Source organism: Hoeflea sp., assembly GCF_039975035.1.
GTDB lineage: Bacteria > Pseudomonadota > Alphaproteobacteria > Rhizobiales > Rhizobiaceae > Hoeflea.
Window position 1 is genome coordinate 1 of the sequence record NZ_JBDWHW010000202.1, and the last position, 26,850, is coordinate 26,850.

Sequence of the window (26,850 nt, forward strand, 5' to 3'; positions counted from 1 at the left end):
GTACTTCGTCGTCCAAACCAAATGGTACTTGCAGTCCCAAACAGTATGGCTCCCACGTTTGTTGAATTGCATCCAAGGATGCTACTGCATCCCGTCGCCTAAAGGCGAGGGGTTTACGGATCCCCTAACGGGGACTCTAAAGAGAGCGACAACAGCAGCATCAGCGAGGAGATCGCGTTGACCTCCGGTGTGACGCCGGTTCTCACCAAACCGAAGATGTAGATCGGCAATGTGGTCGAACCCGCACCACCGAGAAAAAATGTGGTGACGAAATCATCAAGCGATATGATGAAGGCCAGCACAAGCCCCGAAAGGATTCCCGGAACAAGCTGCGGCAGCGTCACACGCCAGAACGCCCGAATCGGGTTTGCATACAGATCCGCAGCCGCCTCGCCGATTTTCGGGTCCATGCCTTCCAGCCGCGCGCGGATCGGCAGATAGGCGAAAGGAATGCAAAACACGATATGCCCGATAATCACGGTGCCGAGCCCGAAGGTGAAACCCAGGCTCGCAAAGAACATCAGGGTTGCGACCGCCGGCACGATCTCGGGGACCGTGATCGGCAGCGCGAAAACCGCGTTGATGCCGGCCTTGCCGAGGAACCGGTCATTGCTCGCCATCCTCAGCGCCGCCAGCGTCGCCAGCGTCGTCGCACTCACCGAGGCAACAGAGGCGATGATCAATGAATTGGTTGCAGCGGCAACGATGTCGCGATTTGCGAATGCGACGCGGTACCAGTCAAGCGAGAACCCGGTCCACACCGTGACCGTCCGGTTCTCGTTGAACGACAACGCGATCAGGATCAGGATCGGCAGATACACATAGGCAAAAAACGCCGCGGTGGCGGTAAACAGCCCCGGCCAGTGCCGCGCGTCACCGGGAAAAGCGCGGCTGCGGAATGGATTGAGCTTCATTGCGATCCCTCCAGTTCACCGCGATAGCGCCGGGCGTAAAGCCCCAGCGAGATCAGCACCAGCGCCAGCAGGAACAGGCCAAGCGCCGCCCCGAACGGCCAGTTGCGCGCACCGCCGAACTGAAACCCGATCAGGTTGCCGATCATCATCGTCTTGCCGCCGCCCAGCAGTTCGGGCGTGATGTAGGCGCCGAGCGCGGGCACAAACACCAGCACGCAGCCGGCGACAATACCCGGGTAGGCCAAGGGCAGAATGATCCGCCGGATCGTCTGCCAGCGGTTGGCGTAAAGATCGAACGAAGCCTCGACCAGCCGGAAATCCATTTTCTCAAGGCTTGAATAGATCGGCAGCACCATGAACGGCAGGAACGAATAGGTCAGCCCCACCGCGACCGCAAACGCATTGTGCAGCAGCGGCAGCGGCTCGGAAATGATTCCGAGCCACAACAACACGGAATTGATCGTGCCATGATCACGCAGCAGCAGGATCCAGGCGTAGTTGCGAACCAGCAGATTGGTCCAGAACGGCAACGTCACCATGAACACCAGAACCGCCTTCCATTTGCGGTCGCGGGTCGCCATGAACATCGCCACCGGCAACCCGACAGCCAGCGAAATCACCATGGTCAAAAACGACAGCCAGACCGAGCGCAGGATGATGAACATGTAGTTGAAGTTCAGCACCAGCGTGCCATCAAGCTCGCTTTCGAAGAAGAGCCTGACATAGGCCGCCGCAGTGAATTGGTCCCACAGCACACCGCCGGAATAATCGCGCCCGCGAAACGAGATGTAGGCCATCAGTCCAAGCGGAATGATCATGAAGACGGTGATCGCCAGCAGCGCCGGCCCGATCAGCAGGGCGCGAAACAGGGTGGTCTTGCCTGACCGGGTCATGACGGTTCATCGACCAGAACAGAGACCGAGGCGGCATCGACCGACCAGCCGACATGATCGCCCTTGGCGAAGGACTGAATCTGGGCCGTATTGTTCTGCGAACGGGCTCGCATTTCCAGCCCGTCGGCCAGCTTGAGATAAAAAATCGTGTCCGTGCCGTGATACACTACATTGGTGACAACGCCGGGCAATTTGCCTGCGGAGGACGCCGAAAGCGCGATGCGTTCCGGCCGGATCGCAAGTATGGCACGGTCGCCCTTTTGCACGGCCCTTGCTTCATCGGACCGCAGGGTGCCGACACCGGCGATTGCGTAGTCGTGCCCGCCCATCGCTTCGACCGGCAGCAGGTTGATTTCGCCGATGAAGCCCGCGACGAACCGGTGCCGCGGCTTGTCGTAGATATCGCGCGGCGATCCGATCTGCAGGATCTCTCCGCGATTCATCACCGCGATCCGGTCCGACATGGTCAGCGCCTCGTCCTGATCGTGGGTGACGAACACAAAGGTAATTCCGGTGTCGGTCTGCAGTCGCTTGAGCTCCAGCTGCATTTCCTTGCGCAATTGCAGGTCAAGCGCTGACAGCGGTTCGTCAAGCAGCAGCACCTTGGGCTGCGGCGCCAGCGCGCGGGCCAGTGCCACGCGTTGCTGCTGACCACCCGAAATCTGGGTAATCCGCCGATCGGCCATCGCCTCAAGCCTCACCAGCCGAAGCATCTCGCCGGTCACGGCTTCGATCTCGTTTTTTGGACGGCCAAGCATCTCAAGCCCGAATGAGATGTTCTGAGCCACCGTCATGTGCGGAAACAGCGCGTAGTTCTGAAAAACCGTATTGACCGGGCGCTGATAGGGAGGCTTTGCCGAAAGATCCATTCCGTCGAGCAGAACCTCGCCGGAAGTGGGATGCTCAAACCCTGCAATCAGCCGCAGCAGGGTGGTCTTCCCGCAGCCAGAGGGTCCGAGCAGGGTGAAAAACTCGTTCTTCCTGATATCCACCGACACATCGTCCAGCGCCCGGAAGGCGTTTGCCCCCGAGCCAAACACCTTGCTCAAGGATCTGACTGAAACCGCGCAATGATCCTGCGCTAACGAGGGGTCTTGATTGGATGATGGCTTTGAGGTGCTCAATGGCGCTCCTTGAAATCTCGGCATTTTGTCAAGGCCTACCGTGCGACACGCTCACCGGTGGCTCCAAAGCCTTGAGAATAAGCCATTTTCACCATTTTTCAGGCAAGAAGATATTGAATGATCGTTCAGCAATTAGGTCGGGATGTCAAGTTAAAGGCCCGACTTCCGCCGACAAAGGCACTTTCCCCGCGCTGAACCGCCAGCCGTTTCCGCACCCCTGGAGGCCGTCCATTGTTGCGTGGTGACCCACTTGCGCGGCGATGATTCCGGTTTGGGATCAAGCTATTGAGAAAATCCTCGACGGCCATTTGATTTATATCAATGACTGCTTATATTGCGTCGGGCAAGTCCTTGACGACGCTGGAATTAGGGAGCCGTTTGAACCATGGTTGACATGTCCGTTACTGAGCCGGACCGGCTTGAAAATTTCCCCGTTACGTTTTTTGCCGTGATGATGGGCTTGCTGGGACTCGTGTTGTCGCTGACTGCAGCCGAAAAAGCCGCTGGTGCATCGGACGCCGCATCGCAGTTAGTTCTTGGCGCGTCGGTCGCGGTCTTCGCGGTTCTGGGGTTTTTCTACGGCCTCAAACTCCTGCGACACCCGTTGGCGGTGAAAGCCGAATGGGATCATCCGGTGCGGATCGCGTTTTTCCCGACAATTTCGATATCGTTGCTGCTGCTCGGAACCGCCCTCGCTCCCCGGATGCCCGACCTTGCATTTGTTGTGTGGAGCGTTGGTGTCGCAGCCCAGGCCATCCTGGCGCTTAGCGTTGTCGCCAACTGGATCGGCCACCGGTCTTTCACGCCAATCCACCTGTCGCCGGCCTGGTTCATTCCGGCGGTGGGCAATGTGGTGGTACCGCTGGCCGGTGTTCAGTTCGGCGCGGTTGAGCTGTCCTGGTTGTTCTTCGCAGCCGGGCTTCTGTTCTGGATCGTGTTGCTCACCCTGGTGAGGAAGCGGCTGATTTTCCATGAACCGCTGCCCTCGCGGCTGATGCCCACGCTGGTGATCCTGATCGCGCCGCCGGCGGTGGCCTTTGTCGCCTGGGTTCGGCTGACCGGCGACATCGACGCCTTCGCCCGTATCCTGATCAATATCGGCTACGTCTTCGCGCTGATCGTGCTGACCCAGGGCCTGCGGTTCTTCCGGTTGCCGTTCGCCCTGTCCTGGTGGGCGCTGACCTTTCCGGTGGCTGCCCTTTCGGTCGCCTCCTTCGTCTTCGCTTACGAAACCGGATCTCAAACTCACAGGGTCATCGGCTTTGGGCTGACGGTGATTTTGGCCTTTGCGGTTGCCACCCTTGGGGTGCGTACGGCACAGGCCATCCGGGCCAAACAGATATGCCGTTCGGAATAGAGCACCATGAAGCGCCCGATCTTCCCAGACCGAGCGCTTCCGAATCGTAACGACCGTTCCTGAAAACCGCCTACTCGGCCGTTTACGTTGTTGCTGCAGCAGCGTCCGGTTTGCCGCCAAGTCCGACGCGCGCCTTCATCCTCCGCCACCAGGCGGTGATCTTGCTGTCCTTCGACCGTGTGACGATCATCAGCAGCGACGGCGTCACCACAAGGGTGAGAACGGTTGAGAACGCCAAACCGAACACGATCGCGCTCGACAGCGAGACCCACCACTGTGTCGACGGCGCGCCATAGGTTGTTTCATGCGCCATGATTTCGAGATTGAAGCCAAACGCGATCGGCAACACGCCAAGGATTGCGGTAACGGCGGTCAGCACCACAGGCCGCGCGCGCTCGCGGCAGGTCTCCAGGATGGCATCGAGCTTGTCGACGCCCTCGCGCCGCAGATGGTCGTAGGTGTCGATCAGCACGATGTTGTTGTTCACCACGACGCCGGCCAGCGCGATGATGCCGATACCGGTCATCACGATGCCGAGCGGCTGCCCCATGATCAACAGGCCCAGGAACACCCCGATGGTCGACATCACCACCGCCGACAGCACCAGCGCCACCGACAGAAATTTGTTGAACTGAGCCAGAAGCACAATAAAGATCAGGAATATCGCCGCGCCGAATGCCTTGCTGAGAAACGCGCCGGCGGCCTTCTGTTCTTCGTCCTCACCCGCCAGTTTCCAGCGGATGCCGAGCGAATTGAGATCCGCCTTCTCCAGTTCGGCAACGATCCCCTGCCGCAACGGGTCTGCCTGGATGCCTTCGCTGATCCCGGCTTCCACGGTAATGGTGCGCACACCGTCGATACGGGTGAGTGTGCCCACGCTGGCTGCGGGTTCGCGGGTGACGAAGTTGGAGATCGGTACCGAACCCTGGCTGGTCTCGATTCTGAGATCATCCAGCGTCGACAGCGTCCGCCGGTCTTCAGGCAGCCTGAGCCTGATATCAACGGCGTCGTCGGCGCCCGCCGGACGGTAATCGGTCAGTTTCAAGCCGGTGGTCACCAGTTGCACCACGGTTCCGACAGCGGAAGGACCGATGCCGTAGCGCGCCGCCACGGAGCGGTCGACCTTGATTTCCCAATCAACGCCGGGTGGCGGCAGACCGTCGGATATGTCGATAACCCCCGGCGTCGCTTCCAGTTGCGCCGCCACCTTGCGCGCCACTTCGGGCAATCCTGCCGGATCAACGGCGGAGAGCTGAATCTGGATCGCCTTGCCCGTCGGAGGACCGCCTTCGGGGACCTGCACCTCGATATCAACGCCGGGAAAACCGGTCAGTTCACGGCGGAAGTCATCAAGAATTTCGCCCGCCGGCTTGCGCTCCCGCCAGTCGACGAACTCGTACTGGATGACGCCGACCACATCCTCCGCAACATTGTTGCCACCACCGCCAACCTTGCCGACGCGGGTGTAAACGCTGGTCAGCCCCGGCCAGCCGAGGATTCTCTGCTCGACCTCACGCACCGCCGCATCCTTTTCCTCAAGCGAGAGATTGCCGCGGGCGTGCACATACAACAGCCCGTAGTCGGGTTCGACATTGGGGAAGAATTCCACACCCTTGCCGTAGAAAGCGTAGGTCGCGGGAACCGCCACCAACGCCGCAAGCGTGAAAAACACAACAATGAACGGATGCCGCACGGCGCGGGCGACAAACCGCATGTAGAGCCCGTCGCGCTTGGGGCCATCCTCAACCGTCGGCTTGGCAAACATTGCTCCCAGTGTCGGCGTGAAGACCAACGCGTAGAGCAGCGATGCGCTTAGCGTCGCAATCAGCGTGATCGGCATGTATTTCATGAACTCGCCGACCACGCCGGGCCAGAACAAAAGCGGCGAAAACGCAGCCACCCGGGTCAGCGTCGCAGCGATCACCGGGCCTGCCATCCTCTTGGCAGCCAGCGAGAAGGCATCTCTCCTGTCCATGCCTTCGGTCATTCGCCGCTCGGCGAATTCGGTCACGATGATGGCGTCATCGACCAGCATCCCCACCGCCAGGATGAGGCTGAACAGCACCACGATATTGACCGTCAACCCGGCCAGCGACAGCGCCAGAATACCCATCAGGAACGACGCCGGAATGGCAAAGCCGATCAACAGTGAGGCACGACCGGAAAGCGCATAAAGGATCACGATGAACACCAGGATCACCGCAGTCAGAACCGAGTTCTGAAGATCGCCCAGCAATTGCCTGATCGAGGTGGATTTATCCTGACTGAAGCCGATTTCGGCACCTTGCGGCAGCAACGCCTTGAACTCGTTTGCCACCACCTTGACCGCATCCACGGTCTCGATCAGGTTGGCGCCGGTGCGCTTGGACACCTCGATGGCGATCGCCGGCTTGCCATCCAGCCGGGTCACTGTTTCGGCGTCCTTGAAGGTCGAGCGGATGGTCGCCAGATCACGCGCCCGCACCACCGCGTTGGAGCCGGCGATGATCGGCAGATTGGCGACATCCTCGACCGTTTCGATCAGCAGTGGCACCTTGACCGCATAGCGACCCTCGTCACCTTCGAGCGCACCGGCCGCCACCACCGAGTTGGACGCATTGACACCTGCGATCAACTGATCAAGCTGCATGCCGTAGGACGAAAGCTTGACCGGATCGATGATCACCTCGACCAGATCGTCGCGCGCGCCCTGCAACGAGGCGTCGAGCACGCCGTTGACTTCCTCGATCCGGTCACGCAGTTCGCGCGCCGCACGGGTCAGCGCGCGTTCGGGCACATCTCCCGCCAGCGTTACCACAAGAACAGGAAACTCCGAAATATTGACCTCGTTGACGGTCGGCTCCTCGGCGCCCTGCGGCAGATCCGGCTTGGCGTCGGACACCTTGTTGCGCACGTCATCAAGCGCCTTGGCGAGGTCAGCGCCGGCCATGAATTCGATCACCACATTGCCGCCGCCCTGATAGGCGGTGGAACGCATTTCCTTGATGCCGGTGACGTTTTTCAGCCGGGTTTCCACGGGACGAAGCAGCAGCCGTTCCGAATCCTCGGGCGAAATACCCGAATATGTCATGCTGACATAGATAATCGGGATCTGGACGTCCGGCTCGGCTTCCTTGGGGATCGAGACATAGGCCATCGACCCGGCGATGACCAGAAACAGCAGCACCGCGAGTGTCAGCCGGGCATTGCGGATGGCGACATCAACAAAATTCATTCTGGTTGCTCCGCCCGCTTGACGGTCGCTCCGCTGATCAGGGTCGCGTCGGCGGGCACGGCCTTGACCTTGTCGCCCTCGCTCACCAGATCCTGACCGGCGACGATAATCTTGGCGTCAAGCGGGATTCCGCTCAGAACCAGTCCTTCTGGCGAATCGTCGATCAGATCGATCGGCACAAATCCGACCGTGGAATCAGCATTGAGGATCCGCAGACCAAGATTGCCGGCAGCGTCGAGTGTAACCACCGAGCGCGGCAGTCTGACGGCGGTAACCGCCGCCGACTTGATCATGATCTCGGCCGTCATGCCGGCGGGAATCAGGTTGTCCGGGTTTGCGATGGCCACCTCGATCGGATAGGTACGGGTGCCGGCTGTCGCTTCAAGACTGATATGACGAACCTTGCCGGAAACAATTTCGCCGCTGATCAGCCGCACATCGGCTTCGCTGCCAACTTTGACATGGGCGATTTCGCGTTCGCTGACCTCACCCAGTGCGACCACCGGATCTAGCTGCAGGAGCACGGCCACCGCTTCGCCCGAAGGAAGCCAGCTTCCTTCCTCCACCATCACCTTGTCGATCACGCCGGAGAACGGCGCAACGACCGTCAAACGGTCAACATCTGCCTGCGCCGCCTCAAGTTGCGAGCGCGCCGAAGCCAGTGCCGAGCGAGCGCTGTCGATTTGGGTGGAGGGCGTAATGCCCTCCTTGACCAGCCGCTCGACATTCTCGGCTTCTTTCTGACGCTGATCCAGCAATACCCTGGCTGTATTCACCATGGATTGCTTTTCCGCGCCATCAAGCACCAGAACAACGTCGCCCACCTGAACGGTATCGCCCTTTTCGACCTTGAGTTCACCCAGTATTCCCGCGTTCCTTGTGGCAAGGGTCGTACGCTTGTCCGGCGCTGTCACTCCGGAGACGCGTATAATGCGGTTGTGCTGGATGAAATCGGGCTGCATCACCGCAACCGTGCGCAGCAGTTTTTGCTGCGGGGCATCAGCCTGTTCGGTTTTATGCGCCTGGTCCGAATTGTCCTGTGCCGCACTCCCGATCGAGGAAAACTCACCTGTCGCCACCCAGGCGGCTGATACAGCCAGCACGACAAACGCGGCAACCGTGTGAAACCTTGGCATAGCCATGTTGAACCTGCTCTCAAAAAACTTCGCCCTGAGGCGCGGATAAATCCATTACGCGCGACAGGCGCATGACAATGCATGCACGTCCACGACCGCGTTTGCGCGACCCGGCCTATATAGCGGCAACATTGGCATGAAAAAGCAGAATCACCGCATTTTCCGTTGATTGGGTCTTAAACTCATCGCCACAGGTGGCTTCATTGCAACAAATATTGTTCTATTGATGTAATTTTATCATTCATCTGGCGTATCCAGAGTATATTCAACATCAGACCATCGAAGCAGGGTTCCAGCCAGCTGTTTATCCTCTTGGCGGCAATGGCCTGCGTCTTCAGTTCTCATGCGAACTCAGGCATGCCGGTCCCCGATGCTGTTGGCGAGCGGCTCGGTGTCGCCGGTGAAAAGGCGCGCAATATCCGTTCGCCGGGCTGACGGCGCCGCGTAAACCCAATGCGCCGAGCCTCGCCCGGACTACATTGTTTCTATCAGTTCCACATCACAATCGCGGCAAATGCCGCGTATACCTTCATCGGGGCACTGATCGGTGACAAAGGTGTCAACCTGTTCGAGATGTCCGATGCGAACCGGCGCTGTGCGCTCGAATTTGGTCGAATCGGCAACAAGGATCACGTGACGGGCATTGGCGATGATGGCCTGGGCCACCTTGACCTCGCGGAAATCATAATCGAGCAGCGCGCCGTCGTGATCAATCGCCGACGCGCCGATCACGGCGTAATCGACCTTGAACTGGCGGATGAAATCAACCGCCGCTTCACCGACAATACCCCCGTCGGATGCACGCACGACGCCACCGGCAATCACCACTTCGAACTGCGCATAGGGCCGCATCCTGTTGGCGACGTTGATGTTGTTGGTGATGATCATCAGCTGTCCATGCCGCAGCAAAGCCTGGCTGACCGCTTCGGTGGTGGTGCCGATATTGATGAAAAGCGACGCATTGTCCGGGATCAACGCGGCGGCGGCAACGCCGATGCCGCTTTTTTCCTCCGCCGCGATCTTGCCGCGCTGGGCATACTCCATGTTCTGGGTGCCGGAGGGGACGATGGCTCCGCCATGAATGCGCATCAGCAGTTGCCGTTCGCACAGATCATTGAGATCCTTGCGGATTGTCTGGGGCGTCACCGCAAATCGCGTCGCCAGATCATCGACCAGAACCCGCCCTTCGGTCTTGGCGAGTTCGACGATCTCGGAATGACGGGGGGCGAGGTACATGGCGCGAGCGATCCGGAAGAGTTGATTTCGCAGTCAGTCTAAAACGAAAGAAACGAAAATCAAAATGCGCCTGTTCAAGGCAGCCAACTCAACTCCGGGCGGTGCGGCGCCTCAGGATGTCGGCGAAAAAAACGGCCGCGTCATGCGGGCGGTCCGCGTCCCGGGTAATCAGGCCCACCGCGCCCATGGTCGAAACGGTATCGATCGGCAGCTCGACAAATTCACCCGAATCAATCTCGGCTGCGACGACACCGCGCGAAATAATCCAGATCGCGTCGCTCGACCGCAGGAATGCCCGCCCGAAACTGTCCGAAACCGTCTCGATGGCTTTCGCCGGACGGGCCATGCCCTGTTCCAGGATCAGGCGCTCGACGAACGGGTGGATGATTGATCCAGCGGGCGGCACCAGCGCCGGATACCGCGCCAGGATATCGGCTGTGACCTGGCGCTGCCCCGCCAGCGGATGGCTCCTGGAGACAACAAAAACCACGCGGTCCCTGTAAAGCGGTTCGAACCTGAGGCTGGCCATGTTTTCCGGCGCCGGCATTCGGCCCATCACCAGATCAAGATCGCCCTTGCGCAGCTGATCGAGCAACACGCGGTTCTCTCCGGTAATCACCCGCAGCGGGCTCTTCAGACCCGAGGCCATGAATTCGGCGACCGCGCCCGGCATGATTGTCGCCGATACGGTCGGCAAGGCGCCAATGCGCACCGGTGGGCCGGCGATGGTGCCGATATTGGCCAGGGCCGCGATCCCGTCACGCACGGCGGCAAGTCCGGATCCGGCATGGGACAGGAACACCTCCCCCTGATGCGACAGCCGGATGCCCCGACCGTCGCGTTCGATCAGCGCCGCCCCGACAATCTGCTCGAGCTCGCGGATTGTCCGTGTCACCGCCGGCTGGGTCAGGGACAGAGTGATCGCCGCACGGCCGACGCTCTTCTGCCGCGCCACTTCGATAAAGGCTTCCAGATGCCGGATCTTGATGCGTCGAGATATTTCCATATCATTTCCGGTATGATTAAGAGGCCAAAAAGTGATTATTCATTTCCATTCCACTATGTAAAGTAGAATTGGACGAACGGAAGACCGGGAGAACCAGATGGCCAGCACGAAGTCCGAAGGCGAACGAACGCGTCGCGCCATATTGGGCGATGCCCATGTCGACACAGCGATCGCCAGAACCACTGATTTTGACGCACCATTCCAGGATTTGATCACTGCCAGCGCGTGGCAACGGGTCTGGTCGCGCCCCGAATGGAGCCATCGCGAACGTTCGATGGTGACAATCGCGTTGCTGGCCGCACTCGGTCATGAAGAAGAACTCGCCATGCATGTGCGCGCCACCGCCAACACCGGTGCCAGCGAGAGCGACATTCGCGAGGCTCTTTTGCACGTGGCGATCTATGCCGGGGTCCCCGCCGCCAACACCGCCATCCGTATTGCCAAGAGCACGCTGGCCGAGATGAATGCCACGCAGGGAGGGACCAAATCGTGAAATCCAACCAGGCGCCCATCGCCAATTTCTTCCCCCGGGACCGCAACTGGCATCCCAAGGCTTATACGCCAGACTACAAGACCTCGGTCCTGCGATCCCCATCCCGCCCGCTGGTGGCGTTCGGCAACTCGTTGTCGGAAACCACAGGCCCGGCCTTCGGCCACAATATGATCGGCCCGCTCGACAATGATCTGGTGCTGAATTTCGCCCAATCCGGCATGAGCGCCATCGGAGAGCGCGTCATTGTGCAGGGCCGTGTGCTTGATGAGCGTGGCCAGCCGGTTCCAGGTGTGCTGATCGAGTTTTGGCAAGCCAATGCCGGTGGCCGCTACCGCCACAAGAAGGATGGATACCTGGCGCCACTGGACCCCAATTTCGGCGGCTGCGGACGCACCGTCTCCGGCGATGACGGGGCCTATGCCTTCCGCACCATCCGGCCCGGTCCCTACCCCTGGCCGAACGGCCCGAATGACTGGCGGCCAGCGCATATCCATTTTTCGGTGTTTGGCCATGGTTTCGCCCAGCGGCTGATCACCCAGATGTATTTCGAAGGCGACCCGCTGATCCCGCGTTGCCCGATCGTGCGCACGATTAACGACCCGAAGGCAATCGCGCAGCTGACCGCACGGCTCGACATGAGCGCAAGCGCGCCCATGGATGCGCTGGCCTACCGCTTCGACATCATCCTTCGTGGCAGCCGCTCGACACTGTTTGAAAACAGACCGGAGGGAAACTGACATGTCCGGACCGACAGACACCCCGCTCTATCCTTTCAGGGAATCGCCGTCGCAGACCGCCGGCCCTTACGTCCATATCGGCCTGACCCCCAATTTTTGCGGCATACAGGGCGTCTATGAAACCGACCTCGGTATCGCCATGGTCAATGACAAGACCAAGGGTGAACGGATCACACTGGAAGGCAGGGTCATCGATGGCGGCGGAAACCTGATCAAGGACGCGCTGGTGGAAATCTGGCAGGCCGACGCGGACGGGCACTACAGAAGCAGGGGCGAACCGGAGTTTTCGGGCTGGGGACGCTGCCCCGCCGATGCAGAAACCGGCGTTTTCCGTTTCGACACGATCAAGCCGGGCCGCGTGCGCTTTCCCGACGGCCGGTTGCAGGCACCCCACATCAATATCTGGATCGTCGCCCGCGGCATCAATCTGGGGCTAAACACCCGGATCTATTTCGAGGACGAGGTGGAAGCCAACGCGGACGACCCGGTTCTGGGACGCATCGAGCACCGCGACCGGGTGACGACACTCGTCGCCAAAGGCGGCAGCGGCGTCTACACCCATGACATTTACCTGCAAGGCCCGCAGGAAACCGTATTCTTCGATATCTGAGGACAAGACCGCCCATGGCTCAATTCATGACGTTGCCGGAAGCGGTGGCGCAAAATCTCAACTCCGGCGACGTTGCCGCATTTGAAGGCTTCACTCACCTGATCCCCCATGCCAGCGCGCACGAGGCGATCCGCCAAGGCGTCAAGGATCTCACCCTGATACGGATGACGCCCGATCTCGTCTACGACCAGATGATCGGCATGGGCGCGGTTCGCAAGCTGGTTTTCTCCTATGCCGGCAATCCCGGCGTCGGGTTGCTCAGACGTTTGCGCGATGCCGTCGAAAACGGCTGGCCGCAGCCGATCGAGATCGAGGAGCATTCCCACGCCGCCATGGCCAACGCCTATGAGGCCGGCGCGGCGGGACTGCCTTTCGCCGTGCTGCGCGGATACAAGGGCGCAGAACTCGCCCGGGTCAATCCCAATATCAAATCGGTAACCTGCCCGTTCACCGGCGAGGAGCTGGCGGCAGTCCCGGCAATCCGCCCGGACGTCACCTTCATCCACGCCCAGAAAGCCGATCGCAACGGCAATATCCTGATCGAGGGTATCGTCGGCGTCCAGAAGGAAGCAGTGCTGGCAGCCAGGCGTTCTGTGGTCACTGTCGAGGAGATCGTCGACGATCTGTCCGCCCACCCCAATGCCTGCGTTCTGCCCGGATGGACCGTCAGCGCCATCTGCCTGGTCCCGGGAGGCGCGCATCCATCCTATGCGCATGGCTATTACCCTCGCGACAACGCCAGCTATATCGCCTGGGACAAGATCGCCAGCGACCGTGACGGCTTCCTTGCCTGGATGAAAGACAATGTGCTCGATGCCAGGCCCGAGGATTTTGCCGGACGGATCGGCCATCTGAGGAGCGCGGCATGAGCCAGACGGATTTCACCCCCACCGAGATGATGACCATCGCCGCTGCCCGGGCGCTGAAGAACACCGATGTCTGCTTTGTCGGCATCGGCGCACCCTCGGCTGCCTGCAACATCGCCCGCCTCACCCATGCGCCCGATGTGACCCTGATTTATGAAAGCGGCACCATCGGCACCGCACCCTCAGTGCTGCCCCTGTCGATCGGTGACGGCGAACTCTGCGACACGGCGGTCACCACTGTCTCGGTGCCCGAGATGTTCCGCTACTGGCTGCAGGGCGGACGGGTCACCGTCGGTTTCCTCGGCGCCGCCCAGATCGACCGGTTCGGCAACATCAACACCACCGTGATCGGCGATTACCATCATCCCAAGACCCGCCTGCCCGGCGGTGGCGGCGCACCGGAAATCGCCTCGTCCTGCGGCGAGATCTTCATCACGCTCAAGCAGTCGAAGCGCGCCATGGTGGAAAAAATCGATTTCTTCACCAGCTTCGGTCACGGAGAATGCGGTGATCACCGCGCCCGGCTGGGAATTACCACAAAGGGGCCGACCCTGATGGTTACAGACCTTGCCGTGTGGAGACCTGATCCTGTAACACGCGAGTTCACGGTGGTCTCACTGCACCCTGGCGTCAGCCGCGAGATGGTTCAGGCCGAATGCGGCTGGACTGTCCGGTTCGCCGACAGCCTTGATAAGACCCCGAGCCCGACCGAGATCGAGATCGACACATTGCGCGATCTCAACGCCCGCACCAAAGCCGCTCATTCCGGCGATAAAAACGGAGAAACCGCCTGATGGCCGAAGCATTCATTTGCGATTACATCCGCACCCCGATTGGCCGTTTTGGCGGCGCCCTGGCGAACGTCCGCGCCGATGACCTCGGCGCAATTCCGCTGCGCGCACTTACCGATCGCAACACAGGTGTCGACTGGGCTGAAGTCGACGAGGTATATTACGGCTGCGCCAACCAGGCCGGCGAAGACAACCGCAACGTCGCCCGGATGGCAACCCTGCTTGCAGGCCTTCCGGTCACAGTGCCCGGCACGACACTCAACCGCCTCTGCGGCTCCGGAATGGATGCAGTCCTGGCTGCGGCCCGCATGATCCGCTCCGGTGAAGCCGGTCTGGTGATCGCCGGCGGCGTCGAAAGCATGTCGCGCGCACCGTTCGTCATGCCCAAGGCGGACAGCGCTTTCTCGCGCAAGGCGGAGATATACGACACCACCATCGGCTGGCGCTTCGTCAATCCGGTGATGAAAGCCCAGTATGGCATCGATTCCATGCCCGAAACCGGCGAGAATGTCGCCGAGGACTTCGGCATCAGCCGCGCCGATCAGGATGCTTTCGCACTGCGCAGCCAGGGGCGTGCAGGCGCGGCACAGGCATCGGGCCGGTTTGCCCGGGAAATCACTCCGGTGGAAATCCCGCGCCGCAAGGGCGACCCGATTGTCGTTGATGCCGACGAGCATCCCCGCCCCGAAACCACGCCCGAGCAATTGGCAAAACTGCCGACTCCGTTCCGTGCCGGAGGCAGCGTCACAGCCGGCAACGCCTCGGGCGTCAACGACGGCGCAGCCGCTCTGATCATCGCCAGCGAAGCCGCAGCGAAAAAGCACGGCCTGACCCCCATCGCCCGCATTCTCGGCGGCGCAACGGCCGGTGTCGAGCCACGCATCATGGGCATTGGTCCCGCGCCCGCGACGCAGAAACTTTGCGCGCGGCTGGGTCTCAAGCCATCGGATTTCGGCGTGATCGAGCTCAATGAAGCATTTGCCAGCCAGGGCATTGCCGTGTTGCGTCAGCTTGGCCTGTCAGAGGACGCCGAGCACATCAATCCGAATGGCGGCGCCATTGCGCTGGGCCATCCGCTCGGCATGTCCGGCGCCCGCATCACCGGAACCGCGGCGCTGGAACTCGCCATCCGTAACGAGAAACTGGCGCTGGCCACCATGTGCATTGGCGTCGGCCAGGGCATCGCCATCGCGCTCGAGCGGGTCTGAGATGGACGCTGGCGGGCATGGATGGACATCCGGCCTGTTCCGGGATCGCGAGATCGCGGAACATTTCGCAGATACAGCCACGTTCGCCAGTTTCGCCCGCTTCGAGCAGGCCCTGATCAGGGGCCTTGCCCAGGCCGGATTGGTCGACACTGGCGATGCTGCGCCTCTGATTGACCAGATATCGGCTTTCGAGCCCGATCACGCGGCGATTGAAATGGCCACCGTCAGGGATGGCGTGCCGGTGCCTGAATATGTCCGGCAGTTGCGATCCCGGGTCTCCGGCCCCGGCAGCGATCTGCTGCATTTCGGAGCAACCAGTCAGGATCTCGTCGATACGGCCGCAATCGAGGCGTTGGGGCAAACCGGCGCCATTCTCGCACTCAGGCTCGATGAACTGCTGGCTTTGCTTGCCGGCGTCACCGCTGCCAATGGCGCCAACCCGCTGCGGGCGATCACCCGCATGCAGCCCGCGCTTGGCTTTCAGGCATCCGACCGGCTCACCGCCTGGGCTCAGCCGCTCGACGATCTGCGCACCCGCCTCAAGGACCTCACCGGCCGGACGCGGATCCTGCAATTTGGTGGCGCTGTCGGCAATCTCCAGGCGCTTGGCAACAACGCTGCAATCATTGCCCAAACCATTGCCGATGAACTTGGTCTCAATTGGCCGGGTCACAGCTGGCATTCGTCGCGGGCTCCCATGATCGCCCACGCCAACTGGATGTCCGAACTGACCGGCGCCCTTGGCAAGATCGGCCAGGATATCGCCCTGATGGCGCTGCGGGGCGATAACGATATTCGGCTGTCGGGTGGCGGGTCGTCATCGGCCATGCCGCACAAGCAAAACCCGGTCACCGCCGAGCGGCTGGTGACGCTGGCAAGATTCAACGCCACACTCCTGTCCGCCATGCATCAGTCCCAGATCCACGAAATGGAGCGCTCCGGGGCGGCATGGATGCTGGAATGGATGATCCTGCCGCAGATGTGTGAAACCGCAGGCGCCAGTCTGATCGCGGCATCCGCGCTGGTCAGATCAATCGAAAGCATGGGAGAGCCGGGATGAAAGTTCTGACCACGCAAGTCTGCATCATCGGCGCCGGACCTTCGGGCCTGCTGCTGGGGCAATTGCTCAATGACATCGGCGTAGAGACGATAATCCTCGAACGCGCCAGCCTAGATCATGTCTTGTCGCGGGTCCGCGCTGGCGTGCTTGAACAAGGCGCCATTGGCTTGCTGGAGCAAGCTGGAATCGGCGGACGAATGCACGCCGAAGGGCTTGTGCATGAAGGCTTCGCCATCACCCGCGAAGACGACGTCCATCGCATCGATCTTTCCGGTCTGACCGGCGGCAAGTGCGTCACGGTCTATGGCCAGACCGAAGTCACCCGGGACCTGGTCGACCGCCGCGCAGAGACCGGCGGCGTCACTCTGTACGAGGTCGAAACCGTCGAACTCCATGCATTTGACAGCGACAAGCCCCATGTTACCTGCCGCATCGATGGTCAAGAGGTCCGGATCAACTGCCGTTTCATCGCCGGCTGCGACGGCTTCCACGGCGCAAGCCGCCGCGCCGTGCCCGAGGATGCGATCCGCACCTTCGAGAAGGTCTATCCCTTCGGGTGGCTCGGCATCCTTTCCGATGTCCCGCCGGTCAGCCACGAACTGATTTATGCCAGTCATTCCCGCGGCTTCGCACTTTGTTCGATGCGCTCGAAGAGCCGCAGCCGCTATTATATCCAGTGCAACGCCGGCGACAGTATTGAAGCCTGGTCCGACAACCAGTTCTGGACTGAATTGCGCCGCCGGCTGCCGCCCGAGATCGCCGAGGCGGTCACCACCGGGCCATCATTTGAAAAATCCATCGCGCCTCTGAGATCCTTCGTCGCCGAACCGATGCGCTTCGGCAATCTCTTTCTCGTGGGCGATGCCGCACACATCGTTCCGCCCACCGGGGCAAAGGGGCTCAATCTGGCAGCTTCCGACGTGCATTACCTGTTTGAGGGGCTGCGCGGTCATTTCCTGGAGCACGATGACACACTGCTTGAGGCTTACTCAAAGCGCGCGCTCGACCGGGTATGGAAAGCCGTCCGGTTCTCATGGTGGATGACTACCATGCTGCATCGCTTTCCCGACCAGGCGCCTTTCGAGGCGCGCATTCTTGAAACCGAGTTGGCCTTTACGCTCGGATCCGAAGCCGCCAAGACGGCGCTTGCGGAAAACTATGTCGGCTTGCCTTACTGAGGCCGGTTTTTGAAAGTCTGTTCAGCCTGCATTCAGCAGAATCGGACGATACTGTCTCCATTATTGTCCCACGAGCCGCAGGTAGACCCCATGTTCACAACCGCCCGTTTTCGTTTTACCGCAGCACTTCTGACCCTCACCGCCCTTTCCGTGCCCCAGGCCCTTGCCGGCCCCTATGATGGCGAACGCATGGTGCTTGTCGACACCGACGGCCAGTTGATGCGCCAGATTCCGGAGGCAGGCGCGGTCCGCGTTGTCATCGACACCCAAGGCCGCCGCCTGTTGATCGACGCCTGGGACCAGGTGATCGGCTTCGAGATCCCGGCCTGGCAATACCGCCAGCAGAATGGCGGTCGGCCACGCGGGGCCGGAAACCAGATTGAATCCGCCTTCCCGGCCCGGCCACGGCCGCCACGCGAGAGGTTTTCACGTGACGGGTTTGCCCCAACGCCACCCCGCGCCAACATTGAGCGCCGCGATCTCAACCCGATGACCGGCACGGTGCCGGATGAGTCCCCTGACAGTTCGGACATGGCAAGCGCGCCGGCTGCGACCGAAGCACCGAGGTTTGTGGAGCCTTCCATGCCTCGCGCCGAACAAACACCCGCCGCGCCGAAACTGTCCAAGGCGCAAGTGGCGGCCCTGCAGGTCTTTCTCGACCGCAACGGCGTCTCCCCTGGCGTCATTGACGGTCGCATGGGCTCCAACGTCAACAAGGCGCTCGACGCCTGGTTCGAGGAAACCGGAGAGCGGGTTGATCCCGCCGATACCGACCTGATTGTCCGCCGCCTGGCGGCGAGTGGCGGTCTGGCTTTTACGACTTACACAATCACCTCGGAAGATGCCGCCGGCCCGTTCATCGCCTCGATTCCAAGCGATTATGCCGACAAAGCCAAGCTTGATCACCTCGCCTACACCTCGACCGTCGAGATGCTGGCCGAACGGTTTCACATGGACGAGGATTATCTCAAGGCGCTCAATCCCGGCGTCGATTTCACCCGCCCCGGCGTTCAGATCAAGGTCGTCGACGCGGCCGGCAAGAAGACCGGCGCGGTCACCCGCATCATTGCCGACAAGACCCGCAAGCAGGTCCGAGGCTATGATGCGAACGGCAAATTGCTGGTCGCCTATCCGGCAACAATCGGCTCGTCCGACACGCCCTCGCCCTCCGGCGAAGTCATCATCGAGCGTGTGGCTCGCAATCCCGGCTACACCTACAATCCCAAGGTCAATTTCAAACAGGGCGACAATGACCAGATCCTACAGGTCCCGCCCGGACCCAACGGACCGGTCGGCTCAATCTGGATCGCGCTGTCCAAGCCAACCTACGGCATTCACGGTACGCCCGAACCGTCCAAGATCGGCAAGACCGCATCCCACGGCTGCGTGCGCCTGACCAACTGGGACGCAGAGGAACTGGCAGGCCTGGTGACACCCGGGGTGAGCGTGAGTTTTATCGAGTAAGGCTGGTCGCCCGTCAGCGATGCTGATCGACGAGGATCGGATTGCCGTCCGGATCCTTGATGATGAAGCTGGCGGGCCCGGTCGATGCCTCATCCGCCTCCGCGTCAAAGGCGACGCTGAGAGACTTGAGCTGCTTCTGCAGCTCACGCACATCGGTGAAGGCCTCGAGCGGCTCGGAGTTGGTTGCCCAGCCCGGATTGAAAGTCAGGATGTTCTACTCGAACATGCCCTGAAACAGCCCGATCACGCAGTCGGCGTTTTTCATGATCAGCCAGTTCTCACCGGCCTCGCCGCCGACAGCCTTGAATCCGAGTTTTTCATAAAATTCTCTGGACGCCGCCAGATCCTTGACCGCAAGACTGATCGAAAACGCACCAAGCTGCATGGGATCGCTCCTCTGTCCCGTATCGATGACCGCAATTGGTCAAATCCCGGATAATGGTCAACGATACTCCGAAACAAGCTCAACCCCAAAATGCGATAATCCTGGATTGGCCAGGATCTCGGCGTGCGCTGTCAGCTCAGCGTCCGCCGCACCGCATCGCGCCAGCCCTTGAGTTTGGCGTTGCGAGTCTTGTCGTCCATTTTGGGCTCAAACCGCGTGTCGCGGGACCAGGCCTTGGCGAAAGCCTTCTGCCTGGGCCAGACACCCGCCCTTTGGCCGGCAAGCCAGGCAGCGCCCAGCGCGGTCGTCTCAAGAATCGTCGGGCGGTCCACCGGCGCGTCGAGAATGTCGGCCAGCCGCTGCATGGTCCAGTCAGACGCCACCATGCCGCCATCGACCCGCAGCACCGTGTCGGCCTCCGAACTCTTCCAGTCCTTGTGCATCGCATCCAGCAGATCGCGGGTCTGGTAGCACACCGCCTCCAGCGCCGCGCGGGCGAACTCCGCGGGACCGGTGTTGCGGGTCATGCCATAGATCGCTCCGCGGGCTTCGGCATCCCAGTGCGGCGCGCCAAGACCGGTGAAGGCCGGCACCAGATACACATCCTGGGTCGGATCGGCTTGTGCCGCCAGGTCGCCGCTGTGTTCGGCCTTCCTGATGACCTTGATGCCGTCACGCAACCACTGGACCGCTGCGCCGGCGATAAAAATCGAGCCTTCCAGCGCATAGGTTGTTTTGCCATCGAGCCGGTAGGCGATAGTGGTCAGCAACCGGTTCTTCGAGCGCACCATATCCTCGCCAGTGTTCAGTAGCGCGAAGCAGCCGGTCCCGTAGGTGGATTTGAGCATGCCCGGTTCAAAACAGGCCTGGCCGATTGTCGCCGCCTGCTGATCGCCGGCCACGCCAAGGATCGGAATCTCGGCGCCGAACCATTTCTTGTCGGTCACGCCGAAATCCGCCGCGCAATCCTTGACCTCGGGCAGCATTCGAGCCGGAATCCGCAGGGTTTCCAGCAGCTCGCTATCCCAGTCCTGGGTGCTGATATTGAACATCAGCGTGCGCGAGGCATTGGTGGCGTCGGTAACGAAGGATTTGCCGCCGGTCAGCCGCCAGATCAGGAATGTGTCGATGGTGCCGAAGCAAAGCTCGCCGCGTGCTGCCCGCGCCCGGGTTCCCTTCACATTGGCCAGCATCCACGACAGCTTGGTGCCCGAAAAATACGGATCGAGCAGAAGCCCGGTCTTGCGGGTGAAGGTCTTTTCGAGATCCTGTCGCTTGAGCTTTTCGCAATAGGACGCGGTGCGGCGGTCCTGCCAGACGATGGCGTTGTGGATCGGCTTGCCGCTTTCGCGTTCCCACACCACCACTGTCTCGCGCTGGTTGGTGATGCCGATCGCCGAAATGTCGGAGGCTTCAATTCCCGCTTTCTTCAGCGCCTGCTTGACCGCCCAGAGCACAGTCTTCCAGATTTCCTCCGGATCGTGCTCCACCCAGCCCGATTGCGGATAGATCTGCGTGAACTCTTTCTGACCTGTTCCGGCAATGCGCATCTCGCCGTCGAACACGATGGCTCGGCTCGAAGTGGTGCCCTGATCGATCGCCAGAATGTATCCGCTCATGCTGTCCTCCTGTTTCCGGCACATATGAACCGGTTTCTCCCACCGCGAAAAGCCCCGCGCCCCGCCGAATGCAATCCTGCACGTCGTGCCTGTGAACCCGGTCTTAAGCCGCGCGGTTTGCCGCCATATAGGTCGTAAGTGCGGCTACCTGATCCTTCTCAAGACGAAGTCCGCGTTTGGAACGCCGCCAGATCACGTCTTCAGCCTCCATCGCCCACTCCTGCGCCATCAGATAATCCACCTCGCGCGCGTAAAGACCATATCCGAAATCCTGCCCCATATCCGATATTGCCCTGGCGTCTCCGAGCAGGAGCCGCGTCCGCGTGCCATATTGACGAACATAGCGCCACGCCTGTTGGGGAGCCAGGAAGGGGTAGTCCGCTTTCACCGCCGCGACCTGGTCGTCAAATCCGTCCGCGGGAAAATCGCCACCGGGCAGCGCCGCCCGGTGCGTCCATGGCGCCGATTTCCTGCCGAGCCTGGCCTCGATCAGTTCCAGCATCGATTCGGCCAGTTTGCGATAGGTGGTGATCTTGCCGCCGAAAATATTGATCAGCGGCGCGCCATCTGAGGGATCAGGCCTGAGCACATATTCGCGTGTCGCTTCCTGAGCCGCCGAGGCGCCGTCGTCAAACAGCGGGCGGACGCCGGAATAGGTCCAGACGATGGAAGCGCGCTCGACCGGCTTTTCGAAATATTCGCTTGCCGCCGCACACAGATAATCGATTTCCCCATCCGTGATGGCGACGTTCTTCGGATCGCCGTCATAATCCTGGTCGGTGGTGCCGATCAGGGTATAATCCTGCTCGTAAGGCAGTGCGAAAATAATCCGCCCGTCGCCATTCTGGAAAATATAGGCCCGGTCATGGTCATGCAGCTTCGGCACCACGATGTGGCTGCCCTGCACCAGTCGCACGTTGTGCACATCACTGCGTCCCAAAACACCGGAAAGGATCTTGTCCACCCAGGGACCTCCGGCATTGACGATCAGCCGTGCCTTCACGGTTTCCTCAGCCCCGTTTGAGCGGTCAGCCATGGTGATGTTCCAGACGCCATCCGTGCGCTCTGCCTTGACCACTTCCGTGCGGGTGCGGACATCGGCGCCCCGCTCCGCTGCATCAACGGCATTGAGCACCACAAGCCGCGCGTCGTTGACCCAGCAATCGGAATACTCAAATCCCTTTGCAAACAGCGGTTTCAGCGGCTTGCCAACCGGCGACCTCCTCAGATCCACCGTCTTTGTGCCCTCCAGCAGCTTGCGCGTACCGATGTGATCGTAAAGGAACAGACCGAGCCTGAGGAGCCATGCCGGACGCATATCCTTGTGATGCGGCAACACAAAGCGCAGCGGCCAGATAATGTGCGGCGCATTGGACAGCAGCACTTCCCGTTCGCTCAGCGCTTCCCGCACCAGCCGAAACTCGTAGTACTCGAGATAACGGAAACCGCCATGAATGAGTTTGGATGACCAGGAAGATGTGCCCGAAGCCAGATCATTCATCTCCGCAAGGCACACCGAATATCCGCGCCCGACCGCATCCCTGGCTATGCCGCACCCGTTGATGCCACCTCCGATGACAAAAACATCATAAAGCTTGTCTTGTGTCACTGGCCTCTCCCGTGGTGCGGCTTGCTCATAGCAATCTCTAATTCGAAAGAATAACGAATGTCAAAAGAAAACAAACGAACCTGATACAATGCCCGGTACGTTTCGAATTCGCCTCACACAACGGCGTCAACGATAAGCAGCCAGATCCCGGTCGTGGCCGCGGCCAGCGCTGTGCCAAGCGTCATCGATGTAGACGCCAGCCGTTGGCCTGTGTCCAGACGGTTGGCGATCAGCCATGAATTGACGCCCGCGGGAAGCGATGCGGCGGCCACAACCACCTTGACCTGGAATTCAGGAAGACCCAGCAACAGCGCCATGCCAAGCGCCACCGCCGGCATCAGCAGCAGTTTCAAAGAAACCATGGCTAGCGCCTGCGGCACCTGACCGCGGATGCCGTAGCCACGCAAGGATACGCCAATGGCGAACAGCGCCAGCGGTCCGGCTACATTGGCCAGGCTGGCGATCACCCGGTCAGCGACGACAGGAATTTCAAGTCCGGAAAGCCGGACAAGCAGGCCGCCCAGGATGCCGATTATCAGCGGGTTGGAGATCAGTTGGCGTATGAAACCGGTCACCAGCGCGATTACGGATTTCGATTCTCCGCCGGCGCCATCGCGTTTGACCGCCCATTCAAAAAGCACCATCGACGCACCCATCATGATCGGCATGTGAATCGATACGATCTGCGACAGCACCGCCAATCCCGGTTCGCCGTAAAGCCCGGACATGAATGGAATGCCGAGCAGCACAAGGTTTGAAAACCCTGCCGTTACTCCTGCGACCACACCCGAGCGCGCATCGCGGCCGAAGCCCTTGCGGATCATCAGATGCGCTGATGTCCAGGTCACAAGCACGGCGGTGAAATAGCTCACCCACAGCGCCCAAGGCGCGCCATGATCAAAATTCGCTGTCGCAATCGTGCGAAACAGCAGCAGCGGGACGGCGATGGTAAACACGAAATCCGACAGCCCGTCGCCGGTCTCCGGCTTGAGCACCCGCAACGCCGCCGCACCATAGCCGATGGCGATCAAGGTGAAGACAACGAGGATGGTTTCGGCAAAAGGGGGCATGGCTGACTCGAGAACTGTGTGACGGTCCCCGGGTCATAAACCGTCCCGCGCGCGCGGCAAAGCGCTGCGATAGCTAGACGACAGCCCGGCAAGCCCGATCTTGCTGTCGGCAGAGGCATTTCCGGCGATTCCCGCCATTATCCCCGGGTTTGGGCCGCCCCCTCCCCGCAGCGTACGGCAAAGACCGTCTGAGTGCTTGAAGCGCGCCGCCGTTGGGGTTAGGGCTGATGTATCAATCCAGACTGTGGAACCCTGCCATGCCCGCTTTCTCCCGCTTTACCCCGCTTGCCGAATCGCTGCCGCCCACCGTGCCGTTTGTCGGACCGGAAACCCAGGAGCGGGCGCGCGGTGCGCGGTTCATTGCGAGGCTCGGCGCCAATGAAAGCGGCTTCGGCCCGGCACCGTCGGTGATCGAGGCGATCGAACGGGAAGCCGGCTTGAGTTGGCGTTACGCCGATCCGGAAAACCATGAACTGCGGGGTCGTCTTGCCGCCCATCTTGGCCTGGCGCCGGAACGGGTGGTGGTTGGCGAAGGCATCGACGGGCTGCTGGGACTGCTTGTCCGGCTGATCGTCGAGCCGGGAACTCCGGTCGTCACCTCGCTCGGCGCCTACCCGACCTTCAACTTCCATGTCACGGGTTTCGGCGGCAGGCTGGTCCCGGTTCCCTACCGCGACGACCACGAGGATCTGGACGGGCTTCTGGAGGCGGTAAAACGAGAAAATGCGCCGTTGGTCTATCTCTCCAACCCTGACAATCCGATGGGCACCTGGCATGAGGCAGCGGCGATCACGGCGTTTGCCCGGGCCCTGCCCGAGACCACGATGCTGGTGCTCGACGAAGCCTATGGCGAGACTGCGCCGTCCTCGGCGATACCGGACATAGATACCCTGGCCGGAATGCCCAATGTGCTGAGGTTCCGCACGTTTTCCAAAGCCTATGGCCTGGCGGGACAGCGCATAGGCTATGTCTTCGGCGTCGAGGAGACGGTGTCGCGGTTTCACCGGGTGCGGAACCACTTTGGCGTCAACCGGCTGGGTCAGGTCGCCGCGCTGGCGGCGCTTGAAGACCAGGCCTGGCTCGGCCATGCCATCGCCCAGATCGTCGCCTCGCGCGATCAAATAGCCGACATCGCCCGCGGCCACGGCTTCAAGCCGATTCCGTCGGCCACCAATTTCGTCACCATCGATTGCGGCGGCGATGGCGCCCGCGCCAGAACAATTCTCGATGGCCTGGTCAGCCGCGGTGTTTTCATCCGCATGCCGGGTGTCGAAACGCTCAATCGTTGCATAAGGATCTCAACCGGACCGGAAGCCGAGATCGACATCTTCGAGCAGGCTCTGGTCGAGGTCGCAGCCGAACTGGACTGATCCCGCCCTGCCCACATCAAAAAGCCGCGATCGACCTGTTGCGGTCCATCGCGGCCTTTCGAGAAGCCTCTCGGTGTTGCCCGGAGTAGAGCTCCGCCCCGTTTTCCTCGAGGTGATTTTTCCTGGATGATGCGCCGATTGGCGGACCGGCCAAACAGTGCCGCGTCAAGCCGCTTGGGCTCAATGCATGGTCATCCATTCACGCGCGGCGCGCAACGCTGCCGCAAGGTCAGACTTGCTCATGCTTTCCGCCAGTTCGGCGCGCAGCGTGGCGGCGCGGTCAGAGCCCTTGATAGCTGCGATATTGAGCCATTTGTGGGCGGCAATGTAATCGACCTCGCATTCGCGTCCGGTCGCATACATCAGCCCCATTTCGCAGAATACATCAGCCTTGGCTTCGCCGCCGATGGTGGCCTGATCGTGATCGTGAATTTCATAACGTGCCATGTTGCCAGTCCCTGTCTTAAGTTGGTTTCGTTGTCCCTGCCAGCTCTTGAGAAGCCGTCTCATTCCTGCTTGCGTCCGGTTTGGCCCGGTGCGTCTTGTTGAATTGGAGTGTGCCGCTATCGATTAAAAAGCGAGTTAAATTGCATGCTTAACTGGAGACGAACAAAGTCCGAATGCTTGGTAAATTTGCGATTCCGTTAAACATCGCACCCGTTGGAAACTGGTCAAAGCGGTGAAACCAGGCACTTTGGCGGGCCTGAAAAAAGTTACGATCGGCTAACCAAAGATCCATCGCTTTTTCCGGTTATCCGATCTCGTCCGGTAAGATTGGCGAAATTCAGCCCGCCCGGAAGCCCACGAAAGCGATGTTGAAAAGCCGATATCTGCGAGAAATCGCGGTTTACCTTTACGTGGCCGTAAGTTAAGTAAGAAATGCGCTTGAGGAAGCGCGCATTCCTGGGAGGAACACAATGATCCGCAAATTGATTGTAGCTGGCGTGCTCATGGCCGCCATGAGCGCTCCGGCGCTGGCAGACCCGATCGAAGGCAACTGGAAGACCAAGAGCGGCGAAACCGCGGCGATCTCCGCCTGCGGCAAGGCCTATTGCGTGCAGCTTAAAACCGGCAAGCATGCAGGCAAGCGCATCGGCAAGATGACGGGCAGTGGCGGAAGCTACTCCGGCACCATCACCGATCCGGCCAAGGACAAGACCTACTCAGGCTCCGCCTCAATCTCGGGAAACACCATGAAAATGAAAGGGTGCGTCCTGGGTATTTTGTGCCGGTCGGAAAACTGGGCCAAAATGTAAACCGGGCTTTCGCTCGCACACATGGGTGAACCAACCCGCGCTGGCATCCGGCGCGGGTTTTTTGTGTCCGTTGCCTCCCTTATCCCCGCCGGGTCCTTTCAGAGCAGCGCCGGAACAGGCTTGCAACCGTCCTGTGTTTGCACTGCCGCCACGATCGATGGTCCTTGCCGTTAACCTGTTTGAACGGCAGATGAACGGCCCTCTCAGATGCGGTTCAGTCGGCCCATGCGAATGTTCTCCTCACAACAGGGGAA

General features: G+C 60.8%; 25 protein-coding genes. 12 read left to right on the plus strand and 13 right to left on the minus strand.

The features are described 5' to 3' along the window. Nucleotides 1–113 precede the first annotated feature (113 nt). From ABJN75_RS17905 to ABJN75_RS17915, 3 genes are read right to left on the minus strand one after another with little or no spacing between them, the layout of a single operon-like run. On the minus strand, nt 114–914 hold the full coding sequence (locus ABJN75_RS17905) for an ABC transporter permease (protein WP_348440942.1): 801 nt from the start codon (nt 912–914) through the stop codon (nt 114–116). Beyond that, on the minus strand, nt 911–1,807 hold the full coding sequence (locus ABJN75_RS17910) for an ABC transporter permease (protein WP_348440943.1): 897 nt from the start codon (nt 1,805–1,807) through the stop codon (nt 911–913). The genes ABJN75_RS17905 and ABJN75_RS17910 overlap by 4 nt, the downstream gene beginning before the upstream one ends. Then, entirely contained in the window at nt 1,804–2,847 is a 1,044-nt protein-coding gene (locus ABJN75_RS17915) for an ABC transporter ATP-binding protein (RefSeq protein WP_348441008.1), read from the minus strand. Before ABJN75_RS17915 ends, ABJN75_RS17910 begins: the two co-directional genes overlap by 4 nt. Before the next feature lie 469 nt (nt 2,848–3,316). Between ABJN75_RS17915 and ABJN75_RS17920 the strand changes: the two genes are divergently transcribed. Further along, a complete protein-coding gene (locus ABJN75_RS17920) occupies nt 3,317–4,288 on the plus strand; it encodes an SLAC1 anion channel family protein (RefSeq protein WP_348440944.1) in 972 nt (323 codons plus the stop codon). 82 nt (nt 4,289–4,370) lie between these two features. Here the strand turns inward: ABJN75_RS17920 and ABJN75_RS17925 are convergent, their stop codons facing one another. From ABJN75_RS17925 to pcaQ, 4 genes are all read right to left on the minus strand, one after another. Beyond that, nucleotides 4,371–7,502 (minus strand): efflux RND transporter permease subunit, encoded by a 3,132-nt coding sequence (locus tag ABJN75_RS17925; protein WP_348440945.1) that lies wholly within the window; start codon nt 7,500–7,502, stop codon nt 4,371–4,373. Then, complete coding sequence (locus ABJN75_RS17930; RefSeq protein WP_348440946.1) at nt 7,499–8,644, minus strand: efflux RND transporter periplasmic adaptor subunit; 1,146 nt, start codon at nt 8,642–8,644, stop codon at nt 7,499–7,501. The genes ABJN75_RS17925 and ABJN75_RS17930 overlap by 4 nt, the downstream gene beginning before the upstream one ends. 468 nt (nt 8,645–9,112) lie before the next feature. Beyond that, a complete protein-coding gene (locus tag ABJN75_RS17935) occupies nt 9,113–9,874 on the minus strand; it encodes a DeoR/GlpR family DNA-binding transcription regulator (protein ID WP_348440947.1) in 762 nt (253 codons plus the stop codon). A gap of 88 nt (nt 9,875–9,962) precedes the next feature. Then, a complete protein-coding gene (pcaQ, locus tag ABJN75_RS17940) occupies nt 9,963–10,880 on the minus strand; it encodes a pca operon transcription factor PcaQ (protein WP_348440948.1) in 918 nt (305 codons plus the stop codon). Nucleotides 10,881–10,977: 97 nt separating this feature from the next. On the opposite strand from pcaQ, the gene pcaC reads away from it, so the two are divergent. The 9 genes from pcaC (at nt 10,978) to ABJN75_RS17985 (ending at nt 19,287) form a co-directional block, all read left to right on the plus strand. Then, nucleotides 10,978–11,373 (plus strand): 4-carboxymuconolactone decarboxylase, encoded by a 396-nt coding sequence (gene pcaC / locus ABJN75_RS17945; protein WP_348440949.1) that lies wholly within the window; start codon nt 10,978–10,980, stop codon nt 11,371–11,373. Then, nucleotides 11,370–12,110: a protocatechuate 3,4-dioxygenase subunit beta gene (pcaH, locus tag ABJN75_RS17950; RefSeq protein ID WP_348440950.1), complete on the plus strand. Its 741-nt coding sequence runs from the start codon at nt 11,370–11,372 to the stop codon at nt 12,108–12,110. Before pcaC ends, pcaH begins: the two co-directional genes overlap by 4 nt. Nucleotide 12,111: 1 nt before the next feature. Further along, nucleotides 12,112–12,720, plus strand: a complete 609-nt coding sequence (pcaG, locus tag ABJN75_RS17955) for a protocatechuate 3,4-dioxygenase subunit alpha (RefSeq protein WP_348440951.1) — start codon at nt 12,112–12,114, stop codon at nt 12,718–12,720. Between the two features lie 14 nt (nt 12,721–12,734). Then, nucleotides 12,735–13,589 (plus strand): CoA transferase subunit A, encoded by an 855-nt coding sequence (locus ABJN75_RS17960; protein WP_348440952.1) that lies wholly within the window; start codon nt 12,735–12,737, stop codon nt 13,587–13,589. After that, the gene (locus ABJN75_RS17965) at nt 13,586–14,380 is read left to right on the plus strand and encodes a CoA-transferase subunit beta (RefSeq protein ID WP_348440953.1); all 795 of its coding nucleotides are present in this window, start codon (nt 13,586–13,588) and stop codon (nt 14,378–14,380) included. The genes ABJN75_RS17960 and ABJN75_RS17965 overlap by 4 nt, the downstream gene beginning before the upstream one ends. Further along, nucleotides 14,380–15,585, plus strand: coding sequence for a 3-oxoadipyl-CoA thiolase (pcaF, locus tag ABJN75_RS17970; protein ID WP_348440954.1), 1,206 nt, complete (start codon nt 14,380–14,382; stop codon nt 15,583–15,585). The genes ABJN75_RS17965 and pcaF overlap by 1 nt, the downstream gene beginning before the upstream one ends. A gap of 1 nt (nt 15,586) precedes the next feature. Next, nucleotides 15,587–16,645, plus strand: a complete 1,059-nt coding sequence (locus tag ABJN75_RS17975; protein ID WP_348440955.1) for a 3-carboxy-cis,cis-muconate cycloisomerase — start codon at nt 15,587–15,589, stop codon at nt 16,643–16,645. A gap of 5 nt (nt 16,646–16,650) precedes the next feature. Then, on the plus strand, nt 16,651–17,823 hold the full coding sequence (pobA, locus tag ABJN75_RS17980; RefSeq protein WP_348441009.1) for a 4-hydroxybenzoate 3-monooxygenase: 1,173 nt from the start codon (nt 16,651–16,653) through the stop codon (nt 17,821–17,823). Between the two features lie 90 nt (nt 17,824–17,913). Further along, the gene (locus tag ABJN75_RS17985) at nt 17,914–19,287 is read left to right on the plus strand and encodes a L,D-transpeptidase (RefSeq protein ID WP_348440956.1); all 1,374 of its coding nucleotides are present in this window, start codon (nt 17,914–17,916) and stop codon (nt 19,285–19,287) included. A 13-nt stretch (nt 19,288–19,300) separates the two neighbouring features. Here ABJN75_RS17985 and ABJN75_RS17990 read toward each other — a convergent pair whose 3' ends face one another. From ABJN75_RS17990 to ABJN75_RS18010, 5 genes are all read right to left on the minus strand, one after another. After that, nucleotides 19,301–19,438 (minus strand): hypothetical protein, encoded by a 138-nt coding sequence (locus tag ABJN75_RS17990; RefSeq protein ID WP_348440957.1) that lies wholly within the window; start codon nt 19,436–19,438, stop codon nt 19,301–19,303. A gap of 63 nt (nt 19,439–19,501) precedes the next feature. Next, the gene (locus ABJN75_RS17995) at nt 19,502–19,672 is read right to left on the minus strand and encodes a VOC family protein (RefSeq protein ID WP_348440958.1); all 171 of its coding nucleotides are present in this window, start codon (nt 19,670–19,672) and stop codon (nt 19,502–19,504) included. Nucleotides 19,673–19,803: 131 nt separating this feature from the next. Next, nucleotides 19,804–21,291: a glycerol kinase GlpK gene (gene glpK, locus ABJN75_RS18000; protein ID WP_348440960.1), complete on the minus strand. Its 1,488-nt coding sequence runs from the start codon at nt 21,289–21,291 to the stop codon at nt 19,804–19,806. A 103-nt stretch (nt 21,292–21,394) separates the two neighbouring features. After that, the gene (gene glpD, locus ABJN75_RS18005) at nt 21,395–22,900 is read right to left on the minus strand and encodes a glycerol-3-phosphate dehydrogenase (RefSeq protein ID WP_348440962.1); all 1,506 of its coding nucleotides are present in this window, start codon (nt 22,898–22,900) and stop codon (nt 21,395–21,397) included. Between the two features lie 113 nt (nt 22,901–23,013). After that, nucleotides 23,014–23,970: an AEC family transporter gene (locus ABJN75_RS18010; protein WP_348440964.1), complete on the minus strand. Its 957-nt coding sequence runs from the start codon at nt 23,968–23,970 to the stop codon at nt 23,014–23,016. Between the two features lie 257 nt (nt 23,971–24,227). Here ABJN75_RS18010 and ABJN75_RS18015 point away from each other — a divergent pair, with 257 nt between their 5' ends. Next, the gene (locus ABJN75_RS18015) at nt 24,228–25,340 is read left to right on the plus strand and encodes a pyridoxal phosphate-dependent aminotransferase (RefSeq protein ID WP_348440965.1); all 1,113 of its coding nucleotides are present in this window, start codon (nt 24,228–24,230) and stop codon (nt 25,338–25,340) included. A gap of 180 nt (nt 25,341–25,520) precedes the next feature. Here the strand turns inward: ABJN75_RS18015 and ABJN75_RS18020 are convergent, their stop codons facing one another. Beyond that, complete coding sequence (locus tag ABJN75_RS18020) at nt 25,521–25,787, minus strand: sel1 repeat family protein (protein ID WP_348440966.1); 267 nt, start codon at nt 25,785–25,787, stop codon at nt 25,521–25,523. A gap of 470 nt (nt 25,788–26,257) precedes the next feature. Between ABJN75_RS18020 and ABJN75_RS18025 the strand changes: the two genes are divergently transcribed. After that, nucleotides 26,258–26,596: a DUF2147 domain-containing protein gene (locus ABJN75_RS18025; protein ID WP_348440967.1), complete on the plus strand. Its 339-nt coding sequence runs from the start codon at nt 26,258–26,260 to the stop codon at nt 26,594–26,596. The last annotated feature ends 254 nt before the right edge of the window (nt 26,597–26,850 follow it).